We start from the raw sequence: 19,620 nt of genomic DNA, 5'->3' as shown, positions 1-19,620 counted from the left end.
CAGCTTTTTGTAAACCACCGAAAAACCGGGAACATAGGCAGGCGACCTGACTTATCAAACAATAAAATCAAGTTTAGCCTATTTGAAGGAATTTTAAATTCTGATGAAAAAACAGTAAGTTAGACTTTAGTCTAAGCCCAGAACCTTGTGTACATACGGGCAGGATGCTTTGATCGTCAGGCCTTGTTCGCGTGCCCACTCAGCTGCTGTATTTACAAGTTTGGCCGCTATTCCGCTGCCCCTGGCCGCTCTGGGTACATAGGTGTGATTAAAATCCACCTGACGATCCGCCAATAACCGATAGGTAAGCAACGCTTGAGCACCGTCGCAGTCTGCCACAAAGCTACATTGCTCCGGTTTGTGGACGACTTGGTAAGTGCTCACTAGCAGATCCTCATGGTCAGAAGCTCACTGATCCGATTCCAGCAGATGATCTGCCAGGCGCTTTTTCACATCGGCGGGAATCGGCACAGATTTACGGGTGTGCTTGTCGAAATTCACCATGGTGGCGGTTCCGGTGGCCTTGAGCATGCCCTCCTGCCAGGCTTCCTGCCCCACCAGCACCGACGAGGTACCGATGCGCAATACATAAGTACGGATTTCCACCTGCTTGCCGAAAAAGGTCTCTTCCAGATATTCGATTTCGATCTTGGCCAGCACCAGGCTGACTTCTTCTGTGGACAGATTTGGATTAAAAATCCGCAGAATGGATTCTCTCCCCTCTAAAAACCATACCGGAAGTACGGTGTTGTTGATGTGGCCCATGGCATCGGTATCGCAAAACCGAGGGTTAATCATCAACGAAAACATGGCGTCTGGCTTATTCATTTCTTATATTGTGTCCTTTGCGCTACCACCGATCAAAAACTAGCCTGATCAAAATTTGCCGCTGAATTATACACCCAGATTGGCTTCCGTTCCTCCTTACCGTGCAAAATCTGCCATCTGGTTCTATAAACCACCCCCTTTAAAGCGCCCCGGCCTTCCCCCCACGCGGGCAGGTGAAGTGGGGCGGGTTCCGCGCTATAGTGCTGTAAATACAGCGCTTCGGCATTCATTCAGATTGGTGGTAAGGCCCTATGAACTACGCTCCCGTACCCATCGTTATGGTTTTTGCTGGCCACGACCCCTGCGGTGGCGCAGGCATTCAGGCCGACATCGAAACCCTTACCAGTCTGGGCTGTCATCCCTGCACGATCATCACCGCCCTCACCGCCCAGGACACCAGCACCGTTAAGGATTTCATCCCGGCGGATGCCACGTTTCTGGTGGAGCAGGCTCGAGCCGTGCTGGAGGACATGCCCGTAGCGGCCTTCAAAATAGGCATGACCGCCAGCGTAGAGATCATCGAGGCCATCCATACCCTGCTGCAGGATTACCCGGAGGTGCCGGTGGTATTCGACCCGGTGATGGCTGCCGGCGGTGGCGGCACCCTTGCCCGCGAAAACCTCATTGATGCCTTCCATGATCTGTTAATGCCCTGTACCAGCGTTGTCACGCCAAACACATTGGAAGCCAAAGCCCTGTGCAGTGATGCGGATTCACTGGATGCCTGCGCCCAGCAACTGATGGCTCAGGGCACAGAATATGTTTTAATCACCGGCGGCCACGAAGGCAGCCCTAATATTGTCAATCGCCTGTGGGGACACCGCCAGTTTCTGGAGGAATACCAACAGAAACGACTGCCCGGCGAGTTCCATGGTACCGGCTGCACCCTGGCCTCATCCATCGCGGGCTATCTGGCCCACGGCGCCTCCATGGCCAGTGCCGTAAGAGATGCCCAGGCCTACACAGCCAAAGCCGTTGCCCACGCTCGACGCCTGGGGATGGGGCAGCTGATTCCGGATCGCTTGTCCTGGTCTGCCAACTGCCGCTAACCCCCAGCTGAAACCCGCTCGCTGAGCACCCCTGCCTTTAGGAGCCCGCCATGTTACGTGGCCTGTACGCCATTACCGATCCGCTGCTTACCCCCACCCACAGTCTGCTGCATCAGGTGCAGCAAGCTCTGCTTGGTGGTGCCCGAATCATTCAATACCGCGATAAAACCAGCCCTGTCTCACAACGGCTGCAATCGGCCGGGCAATTACGGGAGCTGACCCGCGCCCACGGTGCTCTGCTGATCATCAATGACGACCTGGACCTGTGCCTGGAGGTAAATGCCGATGGTGTGCATTTGGGTCAGGAGGACACATCCTTGATACAGGCACGCCAGCAATTGGGTCGTAACAAAATCATCGGTGCCACCTGCCATGGATCAGAAGAACTGGCACGCAAAGCACTGGACGAAGGCGCAAACTATCTGGCCTTCGGGCGGTTTTTCCCCTCTCGCACCAAACCCGATGCGCTGCCTGCAGACCTGAACAGCCTGCGCCCATTTCTGACCCGCTGCCCGGTGCCCACCGTTGCCATCGGCGGCATAACCCTGAATAATGCGCCTCAATTGGTGGATGCAGGCTTTTCCATGCTGGCGGTCATCAACGATCTGTTTGATCGCAACGACACCGAGCACCATTGCCAGCAGTACGCCGCTCTGTTTTCATAACCATTCCAATGACCACCGCTATTCATCAGGAACCTACCATGAGCCGATCCGAAACCCTGTTTGCTGCCGCCAAGAACCACATACCCGGAGGCGTTAACAGCCCCGTTCGCGCATTCAAGGGCGTGGGTGGTGACCCCATCTTCTTCAAGTCCGGCAAAGGCGCCTACCTGATAGATGAAGACGATCGCCAATACATCGATTACGTTGGCTCCTGGGGCCCCATGATTTTGGGCCACGGCAACCCCGCCATCATCCGCGCCGTACAGGAAGCGGCTGAACGGGGCTTAAGTTTCGGTGCCCCCACGGCCATCGAAGTCGAGATGGCATACAAAGTCTGCGATATATTCCCCGGCATGGATATGGTGCGCATGGTCAGCTCCGGCACAGAAGCCACCATGTCCGCCATTCGTCTGGCCCGTGGTTACACAGGACGCGACAAAATTGTGAAGTTCGAAGGCTGCTATCACGGCCACGCCGACTCCCTGCTGGTTAAAGCAGGCTCCGGAGCGTTGACGCTGGGAGTGCCCAACTCCCCCGGCGTACCGGCCAGCGTGGCTGAACACACCCTGACATTGGAATACAACAACAGCGATCAGGTGCGCGAACTGTTCAACACCATCGGTGGCGAGATCGCCTGCATCATCGTTGAGCCGGTGGCCGGCAACATGAACTGCATTCCGCCGGTGCCCGGGTTTCTGGAATGCCTGCGGGAGGTGTGTGATCAAAGTGGTGCGGTGCTGATTCTGGATGAGGTGATGACCGGCTTCCGCGTGTCGTTAAGCGGAGCCCAGGGCTACTACGGCATAGAACCGGATCTGACCACCTTGGGCAAAGTCATCGGCGGCGGCATGCCGGTTGGTGCCTTTGGCGGCAAGAAAGTGATCATGGATTGCATCGCCCCCACCGGCCCGGTGTATCAAGCAGGCACCTTGTCTGGCAACCCCGTGGCCATGGCAGCGGGTCTGGCAATGATCGACGGCGTATCCACTGCAGGCTTCTACGAATCGCTAAGCCAAAAAGCCGCCAGCCTGATGCAGGGGCTGCAAGGCGCGGCAGACGCAGCAGGCATCCCGTTCACCACCAACCAGGTGGGTGGCATGTTCGGATTCTTTTTCAGCGATGAAAAAGCAATCAATCGCTTTGAGCAAGTCACCCGTTGCAACCTCGAGCGTTTCCAAAAGTTTTATCATTTGATGCTGGATAACGGCGTGTATCTCGCCCCCAGCGCTTATGAAGCCGGTTTCGTATCCTCCGCCCACAGGGACACAGAACTGGAGCAAACCATCAACATCGCCCACAAGGTCATGCAGCAACTCTAGCCACAGCTCTGATCATAACCTGTGCACATTCCTGGCTGCCGGAAACTCATCCGGCAGCCTCTGCTTCTTTTTACATACCTACATCGAGCCCACCTCATACCCACTCAGCACCCCTGAATAGGTACACGCTCTAACTTATTGATCTCAATCAAGCTGACCTATACTTCTTCGCCTACACTCTTAGTCAAAGAAGGAGCACCGCGCCATGAATTCCCTCGATCAAACCAAAGTTGAAAAGAAAAGCGAACTGATGCTGTTTTTGTTTCTGACTATAGTGGCGGCACCCGCGATCGCCATTTCCGCCATCGCAGGCTATGGCCTGTTTATCTGGGTATCACAGATGTTGTCTTAAGCAATGGATGCTTCAAGACGCCATTTTTTGCGGGGCCATTTTTCAACAGGCACGCCAGCAGCACCGATTAACAACGGCCAGGCCCCCATTCGCTTGCCATGGGTGATCAGCGAAAGCGTGTTTCTGGATGGCTGCACTCGTTGCGGAGACTGCATCAGCGCCTGTCCACAACACATCGTAGTGAAGGGTGACGGTGGTTTTCCACAGCTGGATTTTACTAACCAGGAATGCACCTTTTGCGGAGATTGCGTTCAATCATGTCAGCAAGCATTGTTCGACCTGACCGAAAAACCCTGGCTGCAGGTTGCCAGCATCGGTCAAAACTGCCTCACCTTCGACGGCATAGTGTGCCAAAACTGCAAGGATGCCTGCGAACCTCGAGCCATCCGTTTTCGATTTGGTGCGGGCGGTTTATCACGGCCCGAAATCAATAATGAAGCCTGCACCGGCTGCGGTGCCTGCATAGCACCCTGCCCCAACGGCAGCATCAGCATGCACTCACAGCAAGCCCAAAAGGAAGCGAACCTGTAACCATGAACAGCGAATTTCACATCAGCAGCTTTATCGTCCAGGCCAAACCTGAGCACCTCGAAGCACTGCTGGAAACATTAAAGACCCTGACCGGCGTGGAAATCCATCAAACCAGCCCGGAAGGAAAAATAGTCCTCACCCTGGAATGCAACAACACAGGCGAAATCAGCGACATCACCACGGCCATCGGCCAGATGAAGGGTGTGCTGTCCTGCAACATGGTGTTTCACCAAATAGAGCAGGAACCCGCCAACGAACATCACAACACGAACTCACTAACACTGGAGAGAGGTTAGCCATGGCTACCGACCGTCGTACCTTCCTGAAAGTCCAGGCTGCAGCCACAGCCGCCGCTGCAGCAGGGCTAAGCACCGGAGTCAATGCCAGCAACCTGGTATCTGACAGCAGCAAAACCGAGCTGAACTGGAACAAAGCACCCTGCCGATTCTGCGGTACAGGCTGCAGCGTAAACGTAGCCACCAAAGAAGGCAGAGTCGTTGCTACTCACGGCGACATAACCTGCGAAGTGAACCGCGGCCTGAGCTGCGTGAAAGGATACTTCCTGTCGAAAATCATGTATGGCAAGGATCGCCTGACCCAGCCACTGCTGCGCATGAAAAATGGCAAATTCGACAAGAACGGAGAGTTCACCCCCATCAGTTGGGATCAAGCCTTCGACATCATGGAAGAAAAGTACAAAGCCACCCTCAAAGCCAAAGGCCCGGACGCCATCGGCATGTTCGGTTCAGGCCAATGGACAGTGTGGGAAGGTTACTCAGCCGTTAAGCTGATGAAGGCAGGGTTCCTGTCCAACAACATCGACCCTAACGCACGCCATTGTATGGCCTCCGCCGTGGGTGGATTCATGCGTACCTTTGGTATTGATGAACCCATGGGCTGCTACGATGACATCGAAGCCACCGATGCCTTCGTGCTGTGGGGCTCCAACATGGCAGAGATGCACCCCATCCTTTGGACCCGTTTGACCGATCGCCGCCTCAGCGCACCCCATGTAAAAGTGGCGGTATTGTCCACCTACGAGCACCGCTGCTTTGATCTGGCCGACCTGCCCATGGTGTTCACGCCACAAACGGATCTGGCGATTCTGAACTACATCGCCAACTACATCATCACCCACGGCAAAGTGAACCAGGATTTCGTCAGCAAGCACACCAACTTCCGTCGCGGCATGACCGACATCGGTTACGGCTTGCGCCCCGAACACCCCTTGGAAGCCAAAGCGAAAAACGCCGACAAAGCTGGCGCCTCTGACCCGATGACTTTTGAAGAATACAAAGCCTTCGTGTCCGACTATACCGCAGAGAAAGTCAGCAAACTGTCTGGCCTGTCCGAAAAACAACTCAATGACCTGGCAGAACTGTACGCCAATCCAAAAACCAAAGTCGTATCGTTCTGGACCATGGGTTTCAACCAACATACCCGCGGCGTCTGGGCCAACAACCTGATCTACAACATCCACCTGCTCACCGGGAAAATCTCCACCCCCGGCAACAGCCCGTTCTCCCTCACAGGCCAGCCATCGGCCTGCGGAACCGCTCGCGAAGTGGGCACCTTCAGCCATCGCCTGCCTGCAGACATGGTGGTTGCAAACCCAGAGCACCGCGCCATTTCAGAGAAAAACTGGCAATTGCCGGAAGGCATACTGAACGCCAAACCCGGCCTGCACGCGGTGGCACAAAGCCGCGCGCTGAAAGACAGCAAAATCAACGTGTACTGGATTCAGGTCAACAACAACCTGCAAGCTGCAGCCAACATGAACGAAGAAACGTATCCGGGGTATCGCAACCCGGATAACTTCATCATCGTGTCCGATGCCTATCCAACCGTAACAGCCCAGGCAGCTGACCTGATTCTGCCGACCGCCATGTGGGTTGAAAAAGAAGGTGCCTACGGCAACGCAGAGCGACGCACCCAGTTCTGGCATCAGATGATCAAGGCTCCGGGCGAGGCCCGTTCCGATCTGTGGCAATTGGTGGAGTTCTCCAAACGCTTCAAAACCGACGAAGTCTGGCCCAAAGAAGTCCTCGACAAAAACCCCAAGTACAAAGGCAAAACCTTATTTGAGGTGCTCTTTGCCAACGGCGCGGTAAACAAGTTCCCGGTATCCGACATCAAAGAAGGCCACAGCAATGATGAATCCGAACACTTCGGTTTCTACCTGCAAAAAGGCCTGTTTGAAGAATACGCCAAGTTCGGTCGCGGCCATGGCCACGATCTGGCTGACTTTGACGTGTATCACGAAGTACGAGGCCTGCGCTGGCCAGTGGTGAACGGAAAAGAGACCAAATGGCGTTTCCGTGAAGGCTCCGATCCCTACGTTAAACCCGGCAAAGGCTTTGAGTTCTACGGCAAACCCGATGGCCGTGCCGTTATCTTCGCCCTGCCCTACGAGCCACCGGCAGAATCCCCGGATGACGAATACAACCTGTGGCTGTCCACCGGACGCGTACTGGAACACTGGCACTCAGGCTCCATGACACAGCGCGTACCGGAACTCTACAAAGCGTTCCCGGATGCCATGTGTTTTATGCACCCGGATGATGCTGAAGAGCGAGGCCTGCGTCGTGGCGACGAAGTCAAAGTGGTGTCACGTCGAGGTGAAATTCGCACTCGAGTAGAAACCCGTGGCCGCAACAAGCCACCCAAAGGCTTGGTGTTTGTACCTTGGTTCGATGCCAGCCAGCTGATCAACAAAGTCACCCTGGATGCGACAGACCCAATATCCAAACAGACTGACTTTAAGAAATGCGCCGTGAAAATAGTGAAGGCCTGAGGGGGAACATGACCATGAACCGATTAATAGCATTTGCCATCATCGCCCTGTGCTCCCTCGCAACGCCCTTATCAGGCGTTGCGGAAGAAAACATCGCTACTTTGCGGGGTAACGCGGCGTTAAACCAACAGGGAGAAGCCCCCGTCACCGCCAAACCCATGAAAGATGATGTAAAGCGGCACCGGAACTATCCCATGCAGCCCCCCGTGATCCCTCACAACATCCAGGGATACCAGGTGGATCTGAAAGTGAACAAGTGTCTGTCCTGCCACGCCCGCAAGCGTGCAGAAGATGCACAGGCACCGATGATCAGCGTCACCCATTACATGGATCGTGATGGTAACTTCCTGGCAGACGTATCGCCACGCCGTTACTTCTGCAATCAGTGCCATGTTCAACAAAGCGACGCCCGCCCTCTGGTGGAAAATCAATTCAAGGATATCGATCAGATCCTGAAAGAATCCGGCAAGTAACGGGAGCCTGACATGATAGATTGGATAAAAGGTTACTGGCGCATTCTGTGGCGCCCAAGTAAGCACTTCAGCCTTGCGTTCCTGACTGCAGGTGGCTTCATTGCCGGTATCATGTTCTGGGGTGGTTTTAACACCGGCCTGGAACTGACCAACACCGAAGAGTTCTGCATTTCCTGCCACGAAATGCGCAACAACGTGTACCAGGAACTAAGGGGCACCATCCACTTTAATAACCGATCCGGTGTACGTGCAACCTGTCCTGATTGCCATGTACCCCACGAGTGGACAGACAAGATCGCTCGCAAAATGCAGGCATCCAAAGAGGTATGGGGCAAAATCTTTGGCACCATTAACACCCGTGAAAAATTCGAAGACAAGCGCCGTGAGCTGGCCGAACATGAGTGGGAACGCTTCAAAGCCAACGACTCACTGGAATGCCGTAACTGCCACAACTTCGAATACATGGATTTCACCAAGCAAGGCAAACGGGCAGTAAATCAACACTCCACCGCACTGGCCAGCGGAGAGAAAACCTGCATCGACTGTCACAAAGGCATCGCCCACGAACTGCCAGACATGGCAGGGGTAGAAGGCTGGTAAACTGAACACCGCTGGCATCGAAAGGTGCCAGCGCTCCTGCCCACTGCCTTCCCTCTAAGGCACCAAAACATTCAATTTTACCGAAATTTAACCCCAACTTTCCCCGTTAAGCCACTGCTCATAGGCGGTTGGCTTGAAATTGCCCTACTGACTGGTTAGGGTTTGCAAAATCGAAGTTCTTTGGGGAGAACAAACATGTTGAAGCGTTTAACCATTCTAATACTCTTGAGCAGCGCCGTTATGGCCGCAAACCAAAGCCTTGCCCAAACGATGCAAGTGCCAGAAGTGGGGGCATTTCTGCCGTCAATTGTAGACGTTAAACCGGGTGAAACACTGCCAATAGACGGGCTTTGGTCCATATCCAGCCTGGACAAAGTGGTGCGCATTGACCGAGGGCGAATTTATGCCATCGAAGGCTGGAACCACTTGGTTATTTTTAAAATAAAACCCGGCATGGTGGTCATCAAACAATTTAAACAGGAGGCACCTGGCATTTACACAGGCCAGGACCTACCCCTGCAAGGCCCCCTGAAGGCAACACTGACCGGAGATCGCATTCTGGACGTAAACGTTGCCGGTGCCATGGGCGAAGTACGTTACCAGTTGATCCCACAGCAACTGGATGATCAAAGCGCTTTCAATGAACTGATCAAAGAGATTCGTGGCGGGTAATAGCGTTGACCTCAGCCACGGCTGGTGGCTGCATCTGACGGAGAAGCAATCTCACACTCATACCCATGACCCTCTAACGCACAGCCACTCCCACACTCATGATGAATACCATCAACATTCCCATGATTTTGCGTGGGATGGCGCTGAACCTCACACTCATGAACACCACCACTCTCCACTCACCCACAAGCATCCTCATTACCCGGATATCCATCATCGGCACGAACATAGTTGAAACATTAGATTAGGGGTGACATTTCTAACTTGCTCCAACATTTGCTTCCCACCGAAACCTTCAAGATCTGCCTGTCATTACCAGGTAATTCAATCAGTCATCCATTGTTCCAACAATCGAATCTAACACCCTGTTCGGGAGAAGTGAGCGTGCCGGGCTCGGTGATCATGAGGCCAGCACGTTAAATTCGTTCACTTATAGGTGACGGGGCATTGGCAGATCGGGGGCGTAAGTACCCGCGCCATATGCCTCGCAGAACGCTGCTTCGTCGCCCCCAAAGTCATCGTTGATTGCAGTAAGAGCAGGGCGAACCGCCTTCCAAAGTTCAGCCATACCATGAAAATCTGGATTGTTGGGATCGGGGTTAAAGTGACGCGCAACAATGACCATATCGAGACCAGGATGCATCACAATGTACTGTCCGTTCAGGCCTTGCGCAGCGAACACACCCACATCCTTGTCATCGTCCTGTGCGCAGGCGGCCACCATACACTCCGCCGGGTACAAATCATCTTCACAGTACGCGTTGCAGTTGTTCGCCTCCGAAAGGCCGTGCGGGAAAGAGCTGGCAGGCCATACGGCTGCTGGCGCGCAGGAATCGCCCTTGTACTTTCGGATATCTTCTCCCGCATCGGGATCATCGCCGGTGCCGCCGGTGCCATCTGAATTGCCTCGGTGGTTCAACCATGTGAGGTGACCGTAACCAGTATTGGCGTTTTCAAAGGCGGGGTGTGACATGCGATAGACCCACTCCCGCGACAGCAGGCGCTTACCGCCGTACCAGCCGTCGTGCAACAGCAGTGTGCCGAGCTTGCCCATGTCGTGTAGATCCGACCACCAGCCGCTGGCGAGCCCTGTTGGTACAGCGTCAAAGTTAGAATCGTCCATACCCATCTCATCGAAGATCTCGTCCTCAACAAATGACCACGGATCGGCGCGCCACCAGCGCGTCTGCCTCACGGCCTGGTAGGTCACGTCGAGCAGTTCGTTTATCTGCACCGCGCCGACAGTGTCGTAGTCCCAATCGCCGTAGTTCATAACAAGGTTGTCGCTGACTGGTTCAGGGGGCTGCGCAAAACGGTTTTCATCATGGGCCACCATCGACATCACGTGCGAAAGGGTGGCATCCGGGTGAAAGCTGACATGATCGAGCCAATCAAGGGCCCGGTCGTCGTGGGAGATGGTACCCGTAGCGTGGCCAGTGCGTGGAATGTTGCGCGTAAGGTAGGCGGCCCGACCAAGCATCACCGCTCCGAGTGTCTTGGTGCCGGAAAACATTGGTCCGCCGAAGTTGTTGCCCTTCTGATAGCAAAGTTTGCCATGCCGGAAGATCGCATACTTGTCGATATCATCATCTTGTAGTTTGCTGAGGTCGAGGCCGCAGTATGCCTCGCTGCCTTGCTCCCAGTTGCCCTGACCGGGGTCTAAGTAAAGCTCGGTGCCAGGCTCGGTCTCTTGCGCGTCAGCTATGGTGGGTAGAATAATTGAGGTCGTTAATACGGTAGATGCAAAAATCGTTAGTACTGCTCTGATGGATACAGTCATGTGACTCCCGAGGCCTATAAGGGGCTCGATTAGTTGAGTGAGGAGAAATATGGGAGGTCTAGGAGAAGTAATATGAGCGGCTACAATATTGATAACAGCCGATGATATATACGCCAACAGCAGAGTGCCCAAAAAATTTAACAATTCTCAGTGCGAAACCATTGGCCTTAATAAAGAAAAACAAACTAGAAAAGCGCAAAGTAAATTGAGTGTAACGGCAAAGCCAAGGAATGTCATTAATACGGTGCGGCGCTTGATTTGGTTTATATTTTTATAAAGCAACGCGCTTTGATGGTCCAGGGTTAGGAGTGACACAAAAAACAACCTGGCCTAAGGAGCGCAGCAGCTGAGGAGGGTTAGCTTTATTATGCAACTTAGTTCTCTGTTGAAACAACAACGCTCAAAGCACCGCTGTTGTCACCAAAGAATGGTGCAGCCTCGTTTACCATAAAGTACAACGGGCCATCCAGTGGCGCAGTAAACTCAAACTCCGGCCCCACATAAAAAGCCAACGCGTTCTTGCCCACTTTGGCGATCAGTGCTCCGTGAGGATAACCTGCCACGGTCTGGCCGCCACCATCCCAACACGCTAAGGTATACATGCCCTGCCCGGTGGCATCGGTGGCTTTGCATAACGCGCCCAGCTGCCATTGCCCATTCGCCACAATACGATATTGCCTGCCACGCTCAACCATCACCCCGGCACTGGTCCAGCGCTTATCAGATGCCGCCACATTCACGCTCACCTGACTCTGTAGCGGCTTGGCTTGGGGCCATTCGGCAAAAGGGTACACATCCTGTTTTTGCGCCTGCCGCTGCGCTATGGCGGCGGCTGAAGTTTCAATGCTGCGCTCGATTTCTTTTTGCTTTTCTTGCTGCAGTTTTTCTTGCTGCTGCTTCAATGCCCGTGCCCTGGCTTGCTCTTCCTGCCGCGCCAACTCCTGCTTTATCCGTATTGCTTCTGCTTGGCGCTCTTGCTCCTCCTGGCGCTTACGTTCCATTTCTTGTTGCTCACGCTGCTGCAGCTCTGCTTGATGTTGCGCCAACATTGTCTCGGTTGACTCTGCCTTAGGCGCAGGGGATGGCGAGGGTGAAATTGCATTGGTATCCGCCGTAACCGGTTGCTTATGCGACACCACCGGCACCGAGTTCAGCGTCATCCAGCCATACCCAAGCAGCACGGTGCTTAATAGGGCCAAAGCGCCCAACCATAGTAACGGGTGCCTTTTATTGCTGCCGGGGCTTGGGGTAATCTCTGCTTGCACCTTGTTGCTGCGGGGCACCACCACGGTCGCATCCCCTGAGTGCAGCTCCTGCCGCCACTGGGCAATGGTTTGGGGGCGATCATTGGGTTGAAAGCACAATGCGTGATTCACCGCGGCCAGTAGTGCAGGCGAATATCCCTCGTGTGCGGCCGGCCTCAGCACCGGCAGCGGATCTGGTTTGCCTCCCAGCAAAGCATGACTGCGGGTTACCGCATCCACCGGGTTCACGCCGCTAATAGCTCTAAACAGCGTTGCCCCAAGGCTGTAGATGTCGGTCCAAGGGCCCTGATCCTCGCCCTTGGGGTGATATTGTTCAAAAGGCGCGTACCCCGGGGACACCATCGTAGTCAGCGTACGGCTTTCACCGGGCACCGACTGTCGGGCAGAACCGAAATCCAGCAATACGGGCGAGCCATCGTCTCGCACATAAATATTGTCCGGCTTGATATCACGATGGATAAACTGCTTTTGATGAACCTGCTCCAACCCCTCAAGCACAGGCAACAGCAACCCCAGCAATGTGCTTTCATCCAAAGTCGAGCGCTCATTCAACAGTGCCTTAAGGCTGCGCCCCTCTTCATAAGCCATCACCATATAACCGGTGTTATTCTCTTCGAATACCGTATGAACACGCACGATGTTAGGGTGTTCAAAGCGGGACAGCAGGCGAGCCTCTTCGATAAACCGGTTCAGCCCCCAGCGATACAACTCCTCATGCTGCGCTGAATCGGGATGCACCGAATGGTCGGCATCACGGGTGGCAAATTCCGTTGGCAAGAACTCCTTGATCGCTGCGGGCCGGTCCAGATTTGTATCCTGCGCCAGGTAGGTGATCCCAAACCCACCCTTCCCCAGCACCCCCCGAATACGATACCAATGCAGCTCTGTGCCTTCCGGCAATGCAAGTCGATGCTGTGCTTGATTCAACTAACCGCCCCAATAACGAGTAAAGGCCTATTGTTGTCAATCCCTTGAATCGACACAACCCCTTGATTTACATAGCCTGCCCTTGACTGCCGTTGTGGCAGCTATAAATCACCGAAGTTACTGATTATTGGGTTAATTTAACACTTAACCAGCACTAACTGACGCAACTTTGCACAGAATTCATTTCAGTTCCTTGATCAATGCGCGTATAATCGCGCCCTCTTTGAATTCTGCTACATCCCTTCTATATAGTTAATAGTAAGTAGCTCACACACAGGCCGCGCCCCATGTCCGACACCGAACAAACCACCAGCTTTGAACAGCTGGGTATGCCCGATTTCGTTTTGAAAACCCTGAGCGAGCTGGGTTACGAATCGCCTTCGCCTATCCAGGCAGCCAGTATCCCGGTGTTCATGAGCGGTGCGGACTTTATTGGGCAGGCGCAAACCGGCACCGGTAAAACAGCGGCCTTTGCTCTGCCGCTGCTGGCCAAACTCGATGACGACAGCAAAAAGCCGCAAGCGCTGATCATGACGCCTACCCGTGAGCTGGCTATTCAAGTGGCAGAAGCCTTTCAGCGCTATGCCCGCTATCGCAAAGGTTTCCGTATTGCCCCGATCTACGGCGGCCAGGATTTCCGTCCTCAGCTCAACTTGTTAAAGCAAGGGGTGCAAGTAGTCGTTGGCACACCCGGACGTCTGCTGGATCACCTGCGTCGCGGCACCCTGGATATCAGTGAAGTAAAAACACTGGTGCTGGACGAAGCCGACGAAATGCTGCGCATGGGCTTTATCGACGACGTAGAAGACATTTTGAGCCATTGCTCTGGTGAGCAGCAGACCGCCCTGTTTTCTGCCACCATGCCTGCCCCCATCAAACGTATTGCTGATAAGTACCTGAAAAATCCTCAGCATGTGAACATCAAAGCCAAAACCGCCACGGTTGAGCGCATTGACCAAAGCTACTGGCTGGTGGATGGCCGCCAAAAGCCGGAGGCCCTGCGCCGTTACCTGGAAACCCGTGAAGTGGACGCGGTGATTGTGTTTACACGCACCCGTGAAGGTGCCAGCGAAGTAGCCGAAAAAGTGAACGCCTGGGGCTACCGCGCCGAAGCCATTCACGGTGCCATCAGCCAGAGCCAGCGAGAAAAAACCATCATTGGCCTGAAAAAGAACCGTTTCGACATTCTGGTGGCAACCGATGTGGCGGCTCGAGGCCTGGATGTGGATCGCTTCAGTCACGTGGTGAACTACGACATCCCCCACGACAGCGAATCCTACGTACACCGCATTGGCCGAACTGGCCGTGCCGGACGCAGCGGTGAAGCCGTATTGTTTGTAACCCATCGCGAAAACCGCTTGCTGCAAACCATTGAGCGCCACACCAAACAGAAGATCACCCGTGCCCAGATCCCCAACAACGATGTTGTGTTGCAACAGCGGGTTGAGCGATTCAAGCAGCAGGTGGCTCAAGAGGCCGCCAAGACACCATCAGCCCTGATTCAATCGGTGGTAGAGCAATGCTGCCACGACTTGGAAATAGAGCCAGAACTGCTGGCCGCCGCGCTTATCAACATGCTGCACAACGATCATCCTCTGGAGCCCAAAGAAGAGATCAAGCAAGCCCGCGAAAGCAAACGCGAGCGCAACGATGGAGAAAGGGGAGAAAGAGGCCAAAGTCGGCGCGGCGAACTGCGTGAAGATGAATCGCCTATCGACATCACCCCCAGCCAACTGCAAGAGTTCCCGGATGTGGAAATGGAACGTTTCCGTATTGAAGTGGGCCGCAGTGGCGGTGTTACCCCACGGGATATCGTGGGCGCTATCGCCAACGAAGCGGGCATCGAAAGCAACTACATCGGCGACATCATCCTGCGCAATGAATTCTCTACGGTGGACTTGCCCTCCGGCATGCCGAAAGAGCTGTTCAGCCAGATGAAGAAAATCCGTGTACGTGGCACCCCCATTCGCATTACGCGCTTTGGCAAAGAAAGCCCTGACGCCGCCCCAGCCAGCAGCCGACCACGAAGAGATTCAGGTAAGCCTTCTTCCAAAAGTGGTGGCAAGGGTAAGTTCGGTGACAAACCGGCTTTTGGCGACAAAAAGAAATTCGGCGACAAGAAGAAGTTTGGCGATAAAAAATCCTTTGGCGACAAGAAGCCGTTTGCGGACAAAGCTCGCTCCGGCGATCAACCTCCTGCGAAAAAAGGCGGATACAAGAAGAAGCCTAAGGCTTAACGGCTCACCAAACCGCCTGCGCACTTGCGCGGGCGCGTTCCGCTCCATCAAAATCACCTTGTTTTTCGCGCGCCTGCGCAATGACGATCCACGCCTCCGCTTTGGCAGTTTGCTCAGCACCTCGGGGTTTGGCGGGCAGCAATGAAACCGTGCGCTGGGCCATTTGTGTCGCACTGCCATATTGCCCCATCGCCAGCCGAGTTTTGGCCAGCGCAAGATAGAGTGAAGGCGAACGGGGTGCCATACGAATGCCACGCTCAAGATGATTCACTGCAGCCGAGTAATCTCCAGCCCGGCGCGCATCTTCTGCTTGATTCAATAAATCATCGGCAGCCGGGACACCTGTGCGCAGGCTGGATTCACTTTCAATAAGATCAATGTCACTGATGTCGGTGGACACTGTCCGCACCGTACAGGCAGCCAGGGCCAATACCAACATGCACAATATGATTCTTGGTATGATCATGTTCATCGCTCTAGACACTCTCGTTGCTTTAACTGCACTTATCGCATTAATCGCTTAAACCAGTTCAACACGCGGCCACCGGTGCCGCAGGTCACACGTTGGTCTGGCACGGTATCCTGCCGCAATGGTAAATACAAGGCGTTGCTGCAGTGGGCCGAGGTCTGAGCCTGTTGCACAGGATCAATCCAATACCAATCGACATCGGCCGGTAGCGGCGTCTCCAGGGCGATCTGGGGCAAAGATGCCATGGTATTGGCCCATACCGGCAGGGCTCCTGTGGCCCCAGTCAGAGGCGTAGGCTTATTGTCATCGATACCCATCCACACCACACCCAGGTAATTACCGCTAAAACCGGCAAACCAACTGTCACGCTGATCATCGCTGGTTCCGGTTTTGCCCGCCAACTTCAGATCGGGTGAGAGCCAACGGCTAACGGATTTACCAGTGCCGGATCGCATGGTTTCCTGCATGGCGTAGGTGAGCAGATAGGTATCGGCACTGGAAAAACGCTGTTCCACTTCCAACTCATAACGTTGCAGCGGTTGCCCATCTGCTGTCAGTACAGAACGGATGGTGCGCAGGGGCGTTGCAAATCCCTCGGTGGCGATGGTCTGATACATTTGGGTGATTTCATAGGGCGACAGGCTAACCGCCCCCAGCGATAAGGATGGCAGTTCCGGCAGCTTTTTATTCACGCCCAGCCGATGCATTACATCCACCACACGATGAATGCCGACATCCAATGCCAAACGTGCAGAGGCTTGGTTATAGGAATGCGCTAACGCCAGCACCAACGGCACTTCACCGTGGCTTTCCTTTTCGAAGTTCTGCGGTGACCAAACGCTGCCGTTAGGCAGAACATGCTCCAGCGGTTCATCCTGCAATAATTGGCCAAGGTGATAGCCCTGCTCCAGCGCCGCCAGATACACCGCAGGCTTGGCCAATGAGCCAATTGGCCGGTACGCGTCCAGCGCACGGTTAAAACCTTCATAGCGCACTGCCTGCCCACCGATAACGGCCACCACCTCACCGGTATTGCTGGCGGTAAACAGCCCTGCCACCTGCAGCTCCTGCAGTGATTTTCCGTAGCCATTTTGCAGGTGCTTAATCTGTTGTTGCGCGGCCTGCTCAAGGCTTTCCTGTACCCATGGATCTAATGTTGTGAAGATACGCAAACCTTCGGTGCGTAAATCTTCGTCGCGGTAATCCTGCCTTAACTGACGCTTCATCAAATCCAGAAACGCAGGATAACGTGCATCTTCATACAGAGGCTTTTTAATGACACCTAACGGTTTATTGACCACTTGATCGTAAGCGCGCTGATCCAGCACACCTTGCTGCAGCATAATTTGCAGTACTTGATTACGGCGTTCCAGTGCCCGCTGTGGATTACGTCGCGGGTCATACCAGCTAGGGCCCTTAATCACCCCCACCAACAGCGCGATCTGCTCGGTATTGAGCTCCCGCAGAGGCACCCCGAAGTAATAAAGGCTGGCCAATCCAACCCCGTGTACCGCCCGCTTACCCGCCTGCCCCAAATACACCTCGTTCAAATAGGCTTCAAGAATATCCACTTTCTCGTAATGCAGATCCAGCAACACGGCCATCACCGCCTCGGTGGCTTTGCGACTGAGGGAGCGCTCACTGGTAAGATAGAAGTTCTTCACTAGCTGTTGAGTCAGTGTACTACCACCCTGCCGCACTTCTCCCGACGCCAGGTTGGTATAGAGGGCTCGGGCAATACCCTTGAACGAGATACCAAAATGCTCAAAGAACTCACGATCTTCCACCGCCAGTAATGCCTGCAACAACTGCTTGGGCACTTGATCCAGCTTCACAAGTACACGGTCTTCGTTATGAGCAGGGTAGATGCCACCAATCAGCGCAGGCTCCATCCTCACAATACCACCGCTCTGCCCCGCCACTTTCAATCCACTGACACGCCCCTGGCGAATACTGAACGTTACACGCCGGGCAGGCTCCGCCCCCTCCCAAAAATCAAATCCACGAGTGGCAATTTCGTAACGATTATTACCACTGGAAAAACTGCCAGGGCCGGGGCTTTCAAAGACATGGCGATAGTTCAGCAGGCTCAGTTCAAAGGCGAGCTGAACATCGGTAAGGGGCATGCCATCGTATAATTCCAGTGGGCGGCCATACACCTTGGCAGGAATCGACCAGCGCTTACCCTCGAAATGATCAGTAATCACCGCATCCAGATAAATAACCCCCATGGCCAGCAGCAAAGCACCGACCAAAGCGAACTTCCACAGCAGCGGCCACACACGCCGCATGATGGATACCGGCTGCTTGCGCTTAGGGGCTGCCTTCTTGTTAGAAGGCTTCCTAGTCGACGACGGTTTTTTAGCACCACCGGCAGGCTTTTTTGCAGCCTTACCAGCGGGTCGCTTTTTGGGTTTATTCGTTGACGGGGGTTGACTACGTTTACCTGACACCGGTCACTTACCTCGGAATACTGATCGAACGGTTTTTGCAAACCTGATTTTTAACGAAAAGGCCGGTAGTATACGCCCTAAGTAATTGAAGCCCCAGATAACAGGTAGCCATTCCCATGAATAAATACAACGTCTACGCCATTGGTAATGCTCTGGTCGATATGGAATTCGCCATCGACGACGAGTTTCTGAACAAAATGAACATCGACAAAGGGGTGATGACTCTTGTAGATAAAGATCAGCAACAGGCCCTGTACGAAGCCCTGGCAGGTCACAGCGGAAAAATGGCCAGCGGCGGTTCGGCAGCAAACACCATCATTGCGGTCAGTCACTTTGGTGGCAATGCTTTCTACTCATGCAAAGTAGCCAATGATCCCGCCGGTGACTTCTACGTACAAGATCTGGTAGCCGCTGGGGTAGACACCAACCTGCACCATGAGCGAGAAGCCGGCGTGAGCGGCAAATGTATCGTTATGATTACCCCCGATGCAGAGCGCACCATGCACACCCACCTGGGCATCTCTGAAACCGTATCCACGGCAGAGCTGCATGAAGAGGCGATCAAAACCTCGGATTACGTATACCTGGAAGGCTATCTGGTCACCTCCCCCAGTGGTCGCGCTGCCGCCATCAAGGCCCGACAGATCGCAGAACAGGCAGGCATCAAAACCGCCCTCACCTTCTCCGATCCCAATATGGTCAATTTCTTTAAAGACGGCCTGGCAGAAATGCTGGGGAATGGCGTCGACCTGCTGTTCTGCAACCGGGAAGAAGCCCTCACCTGGGCTGGTACCGATACCATAGAAGCGGCCGCCGAAGCCCTCAAATCGATCGCCAAAAGCTTCGCCATCACCCTGGGCAGCGAGGGTGCCCTGCTATTTGATGGCAACAACACCCTGAAAGTGCCTGCCACCGCAGTGCAAGCGGTTGATAGCAATGGCGCTGGCGACATGTTCGCCGGGGCCTTCCTCTACGGCCTGACCCACGGCCTGGGCTACCAACAGGCAGGCCAGCTGGCCACCCGCGCCGCAGCTCAACTGGTCACCCAGTTTGGCCCCCGCCTCAAGCCGGAGCAGCATAAACCCTTGCTGTAATAAGGATTTGGGTGAGCAGATACAGAAATCTCTCACCCTCCCCCATCTTTGGCTACACTTTAATGAGCGATTCAGTCCAAGCTGGCAACCCCGGCCCATGCTGAAAATTAGA

18 protein-coding genes and 1 pseudogene are annotated in these 19,620 nt (G+C 54.3%); 13 read left to right on the top strand and 6 right to left on the bottom strand.

The window, feature by feature from the left end; all coding sequences use genetic code 11:
- Positions 1-126: 126 nt before the first annotated feature.
- Positions 127-384 carry a GNAT family N-acetyltransferase gene (locus Kalk_RS16485; RefSeq protein ID WP_199767942.1) on the bottom strand — a complete coding sequence of 86 codons (258 nt, stop codon included), beginning with the start codon at positions 382-384 and terminating at the stop codon, positions 127-129.
- A 24-nt stretch (positions 385-408) separates the two neighbouring features.
- Positions 409-828, bottom strand: a complete 420-nt coding sequence (locus Kalk_RS16480) for an acyl-CoA thioesterase (protein ID WP_199767941.1) — start codon at positions 826-828, stop codon at positions 409-411.
- Positions 829-1,079: 251 nt separating this feature from the next.
- On the opposite strand from Kalk_RS16480, the gene thiD reads away from it, so the two are divergent.
- The 11 genes and pseudogenes from thiD to Kalk_RS21810 all read left to right on the top strand — a co-directional run.
- Positions 1,080-1,877, top strand: coding sequence for a bifunctional hydroxymethylpyrimidine kinase/phosphomethylpyrimidine kinase (thiD, locus tag Kalk_RS16470; protein WP_101895294.1), 798 nt, complete (start codon positions 1,080-1,082; stop codon positions 1,875-1,877).
- 50 nt (positions 1,878-1,927) lie between these two features.
- Positions 1,928-2,542 (top strand): thiamine phosphate synthase, encoded by a 615-nt coding sequence (thiE, locus tag Kalk_RS16465; RefSeq protein ID WP_101895293.1) that lies wholly within the window; start codon positions 1,928-1,930, stop codon positions 2,540-2,542.
- Positions 2,543-2,580: 38 nt separating this feature from the next.
- Complete coding sequence (hemL, locus tag Kalk_RS16460; RefSeq protein WP_101895292.1) at positions 2,581-3,861, top strand: glutamate-1-semialdehyde 2,1-aminomutase; 1,281 nt, start codon at positions 2,581-2,583, stop codon at positions 3,859-3,861.
- A gap of 205 nt (positions 3,862-4,066) precedes the next feature.
- Positions 4,067-4,213: a hypothetical protein gene (locus tag Kalk_RS16455; RefSeq protein WP_101895291.1), complete on the top strand. Its 147-nt coding sequence runs from the start codon at positions 4,067-4,069 to the stop codon at positions 4,211-4,213.
- A 3-nt stretch (positions 4,214-4,216) separates the two neighbouring features.
- On the top strand, positions 4,217-4,744 hold the full coding sequence (gene napF / locus Kalk_RS16450) for a ferredoxin-type protein NapF (RefSeq protein ID WP_101895290.1): 528 nt from the start codon (positions 4,217-4,219) through the stop codon (positions 4,742-4,744).
- Between the two features lie 2 nt (positions 4,745-4,746).
- Positions 4,747-5,040, top strand: coding sequence for a chaperone NapD (locus tag Kalk_RS16445; RefSeq protein ID WP_101895289.1), 294 nt, complete (start codon positions 4,747-4,749; stop codon positions 5,038-5,040).
- 2 nt (positions 5,041-5,042) lie between these two features.
- A complete protein-coding gene (gene napA / locus Kalk_RS16440; RefSeq protein WP_101895288.1) occupies positions 5,043-7,538 on the top strand; it encodes a nitrate reductase catalytic subunit NapA in 2,496 nt (831 codons plus the stop codon).
- Between the two features lie 14 nt (positions 7,539-7,552).
- The gene (locus Kalk_RS16435; RefSeq protein ID WP_199767940.1) at positions 7,553-8,011 is read left to right on the top strand and encodes a nitrate reductase cytochrome c-type subunit; all 459 of its coding nucleotides are present in this window, start codon (positions 7,553-7,555) and stop codon (positions 8,009-8,011) included.
- A gap of 12 nt (positions 8,012-8,023) precedes the next feature.
- On the top strand, positions 8,024-8,611 hold the full coding sequence (locus Kalk_RS16430; protein WP_101895286.1) for a cytochrome c3 family protein: 588 nt from the start codon (positions 8,024-8,026) through the stop codon (positions 8,609-8,611).
- A gap of 195 nt (positions 8,612-8,806) precedes the next feature.
- Positions 8,807-9,283 carry a hypothetical protein gene (locus Kalk_RS16425; RefSeq protein ID WP_101895285.1) on the top strand — a complete coding sequence of 159 codons (477 nt, stop codon included), beginning with the start codon at positions 8,807-8,809 and terminating at the stop codon, positions 9,281-9,283.
- A gap of 19 nt (positions 9,284-9,302) precedes the next feature.
- Positions 9,303-9,518, top strand: a pseudogene (locus Kalk_RS21810) (EamA family transporter); the annotation flags it as partial.
- A 195-nt stretch (positions 9,519-9,713) separates the two neighbouring features.
- Here Kalk_RS21810 and Kalk_RS16420 read toward each other — a convergent pair.
- Together Kalk_RS16420 and Kalk_RS16415 are read right to left on the bottom strand one after the other, a co-directional pair.
- A complete protein-coding gene (locus Kalk_RS16420) occupies positions 9,714-11,063 on the bottom strand; it encodes a serine hydrolase domain-containing protein (RefSeq protein WP_101895284.1) in 1,350 nt (449 codons plus the stop codon).
- 374 nt (positions 11,064-11,437) lie between these two features.
- On the bottom strand, positions 11,438-13,255 hold the full coding sequence (locus tag Kalk_RS16415; RefSeq protein WP_101895283.1) for a protein kinase domain-containing protein: 1,818 nt from the start codon (positions 13,253-13,255) through the stop codon (positions 11,438-11,440).
- 287 nt (positions 13,256-13,542) lie between these two features.
- Between Kalk_RS16415 and Kalk_RS16410 the strand changes: the two genes are divergently transcribed.
- A complete protein-coding gene (locus tag Kalk_RS16410) occupies positions 13,543-15,492 on the top strand; it encodes a DEAD/DEAH box helicase (RefSeq protein WP_101895282.1) in 1,950 nt (649 codons plus the stop codon).
- Between the two features lie 4 nt (positions 15,493-15,496).
- Here the strand turns inward: Kalk_RS16410 and Kalk_RS16405 are convergent, their stop codons facing one another.
- Both Kalk_RS16405 and mrcB read right to left on the bottom strand, forming a co-directional pair.
- Positions 15,497-15,958, bottom strand: a complete 462-nt coding sequence (locus Kalk_RS16405) for a tetratricopeptide repeat protein (RefSeq protein ID WP_158643539.1) — start codon at positions 15,956-15,958, stop codon at positions 15,497-15,499.
- 38 nt (positions 15,959-15,996) lie between these two features.
- Positions 15,997-18,252: a penicillin-binding protein 1B gene (gene mrcB, locus Kalk_RS16400; protein WP_101895280.1), complete on the bottom strand. Its 2,256-nt coding sequence runs from the start codon at positions 18,250-18,252 to the stop codon at positions 15,997-15,999.
- Positions 18,253-18,530: 278 nt separating this feature from the next.
- On the opposite strand from mrcB, the gene Kalk_RS16395 reads away from it, so the two are divergent.
- On the top strand, positions 18,531-19,508 hold the full coding sequence (locus Kalk_RS16395; RefSeq protein WP_101895279.1) for an adenosine kinase: 978 nt from the start codon (positions 18,531-18,533) through the stop codon (positions 19,506-19,508).
- Positions 19,509-19,620: the final 112 nt, after the last annotated feature.

The sequence above is a fragment of the Ketobacter alkanivorans genome (assembly GCF_002863865.1).
Taxonomy (GTDB): Bacteria; Pseudomonadota; Gammaproteobacteria; order Pseudomonadales; family Ketobacteraceae; genus Ketobacter; species Ketobacter alkanivorans.
This window is presented reverse-complemented; position numbering and strand designations above follow the sequence as displayed.

Bases quoted from the DNA above. Each gene is read 5' to 3' on its own strand.
- Kalk_RS16480 (WP_199767941.1), bottom strand. From the start codon at position 828: ATGAATAAGCCAGACGCCATGTTTTCGTTGATGATTAACCCTCGGTTT.
- thiD (WP_101895294.1), top strand. From the start codon at position 1,080: ATGAACTACGCTCCCGTACCCATCGTTATGGTTTTTGCTGGCCACGAC.
- thiE (WP_101895293.1), top strand. From the start codon at position 1,928: ATGTTACGTGGCCTGTACGCCATTACCGATCCGCTGCTTACCCCCACC.
- hemL (WP_101895292.1), top strand. From the start codon at position 2,581: ATGAGCCGATCCGAAACCCTGTTTGCTGCCGCCAAGAACCACATACCC.
- Kalk_RS16455 (WP_101895291.1), top strand. From the start codon at position 4,067: ATGAATTCCCTCGATCAAACCAAAGTTGAAAAGAAAAGCGAACTGATG.
- napF (WP_101895290.1), top strand. From the start codon at position 4,217: ATGGATGCTTCAAGACGCCATTTTTTGCGGGGCCATTTTTCAACAGGC.
- Kalk_RS16445 (WP_101895289.1), top strand. From the start codon at position 4,747: ATGAACAGCGAATTTCACATCAGCAGCTTTATCGTCCAGGCCAAACCT.
- napA (WP_101895288.1), top strand. From the start codon at position 5,043: ATGGCTACCGACCGTCGTACCTTCCTGAAAGTCCAGGCTGCAGCCACA.
- Kalk_RS16435 (WP_199767940.1), top strand. From the start codon at position 7,553: ATGAACCGATTAATAGCATTTGCCATCATCGCCCTGTGCTCCCTCGCA.
- Kalk_RS16430 (WP_101895286.1), top strand. From the start codon at position 8,024: ATGATAGATTGGATAAAAGGTTACTGGCGCATTCTGTGGCGCCCAAGT.
- Kalk_RS16425 (WP_101895285.1), top strand. From the start codon at position 8,807: ATGTTGAAGCGTTTAACCATTCTAATACTCTTGAGCAGCGCCGTTATG.
- Kalk_RS16420 (WP_101895284.1), bottom strand. From the start codon at position 11,063: ATGACTGTATCCATCAGAGCAGTACTAACGATTTTTGCATCTACCGTA.
- Kalk_RS16410 (WP_101895282.1), top strand. From the start codon at position 13,543: ATGTCCGACACCGAACAAACCACCAGCTTTGAACAGCTGGGTATGCCC.
- Kalk_RS16405 (WP_158643539.1), bottom strand. From the start codon at position 15,958: ATGATCATACCAAGAATCATATTGTGCATGTTGGTATTGGCCCTGGCT.
- mrcB (WP_101895280.1), bottom strand. From the start codon at position 18,252: ATGCGGCGTGTGTGGCCGCTGCTGTGGAAGTTCGCTTTGGTCGGTGCT.
- Kalk_RS16395 (WP_101895279.1), top strand. From the start codon at position 18,531: ATGAATAAATACAACGTCTACGCCATTGGTAATGCTCTGGTCGATATG.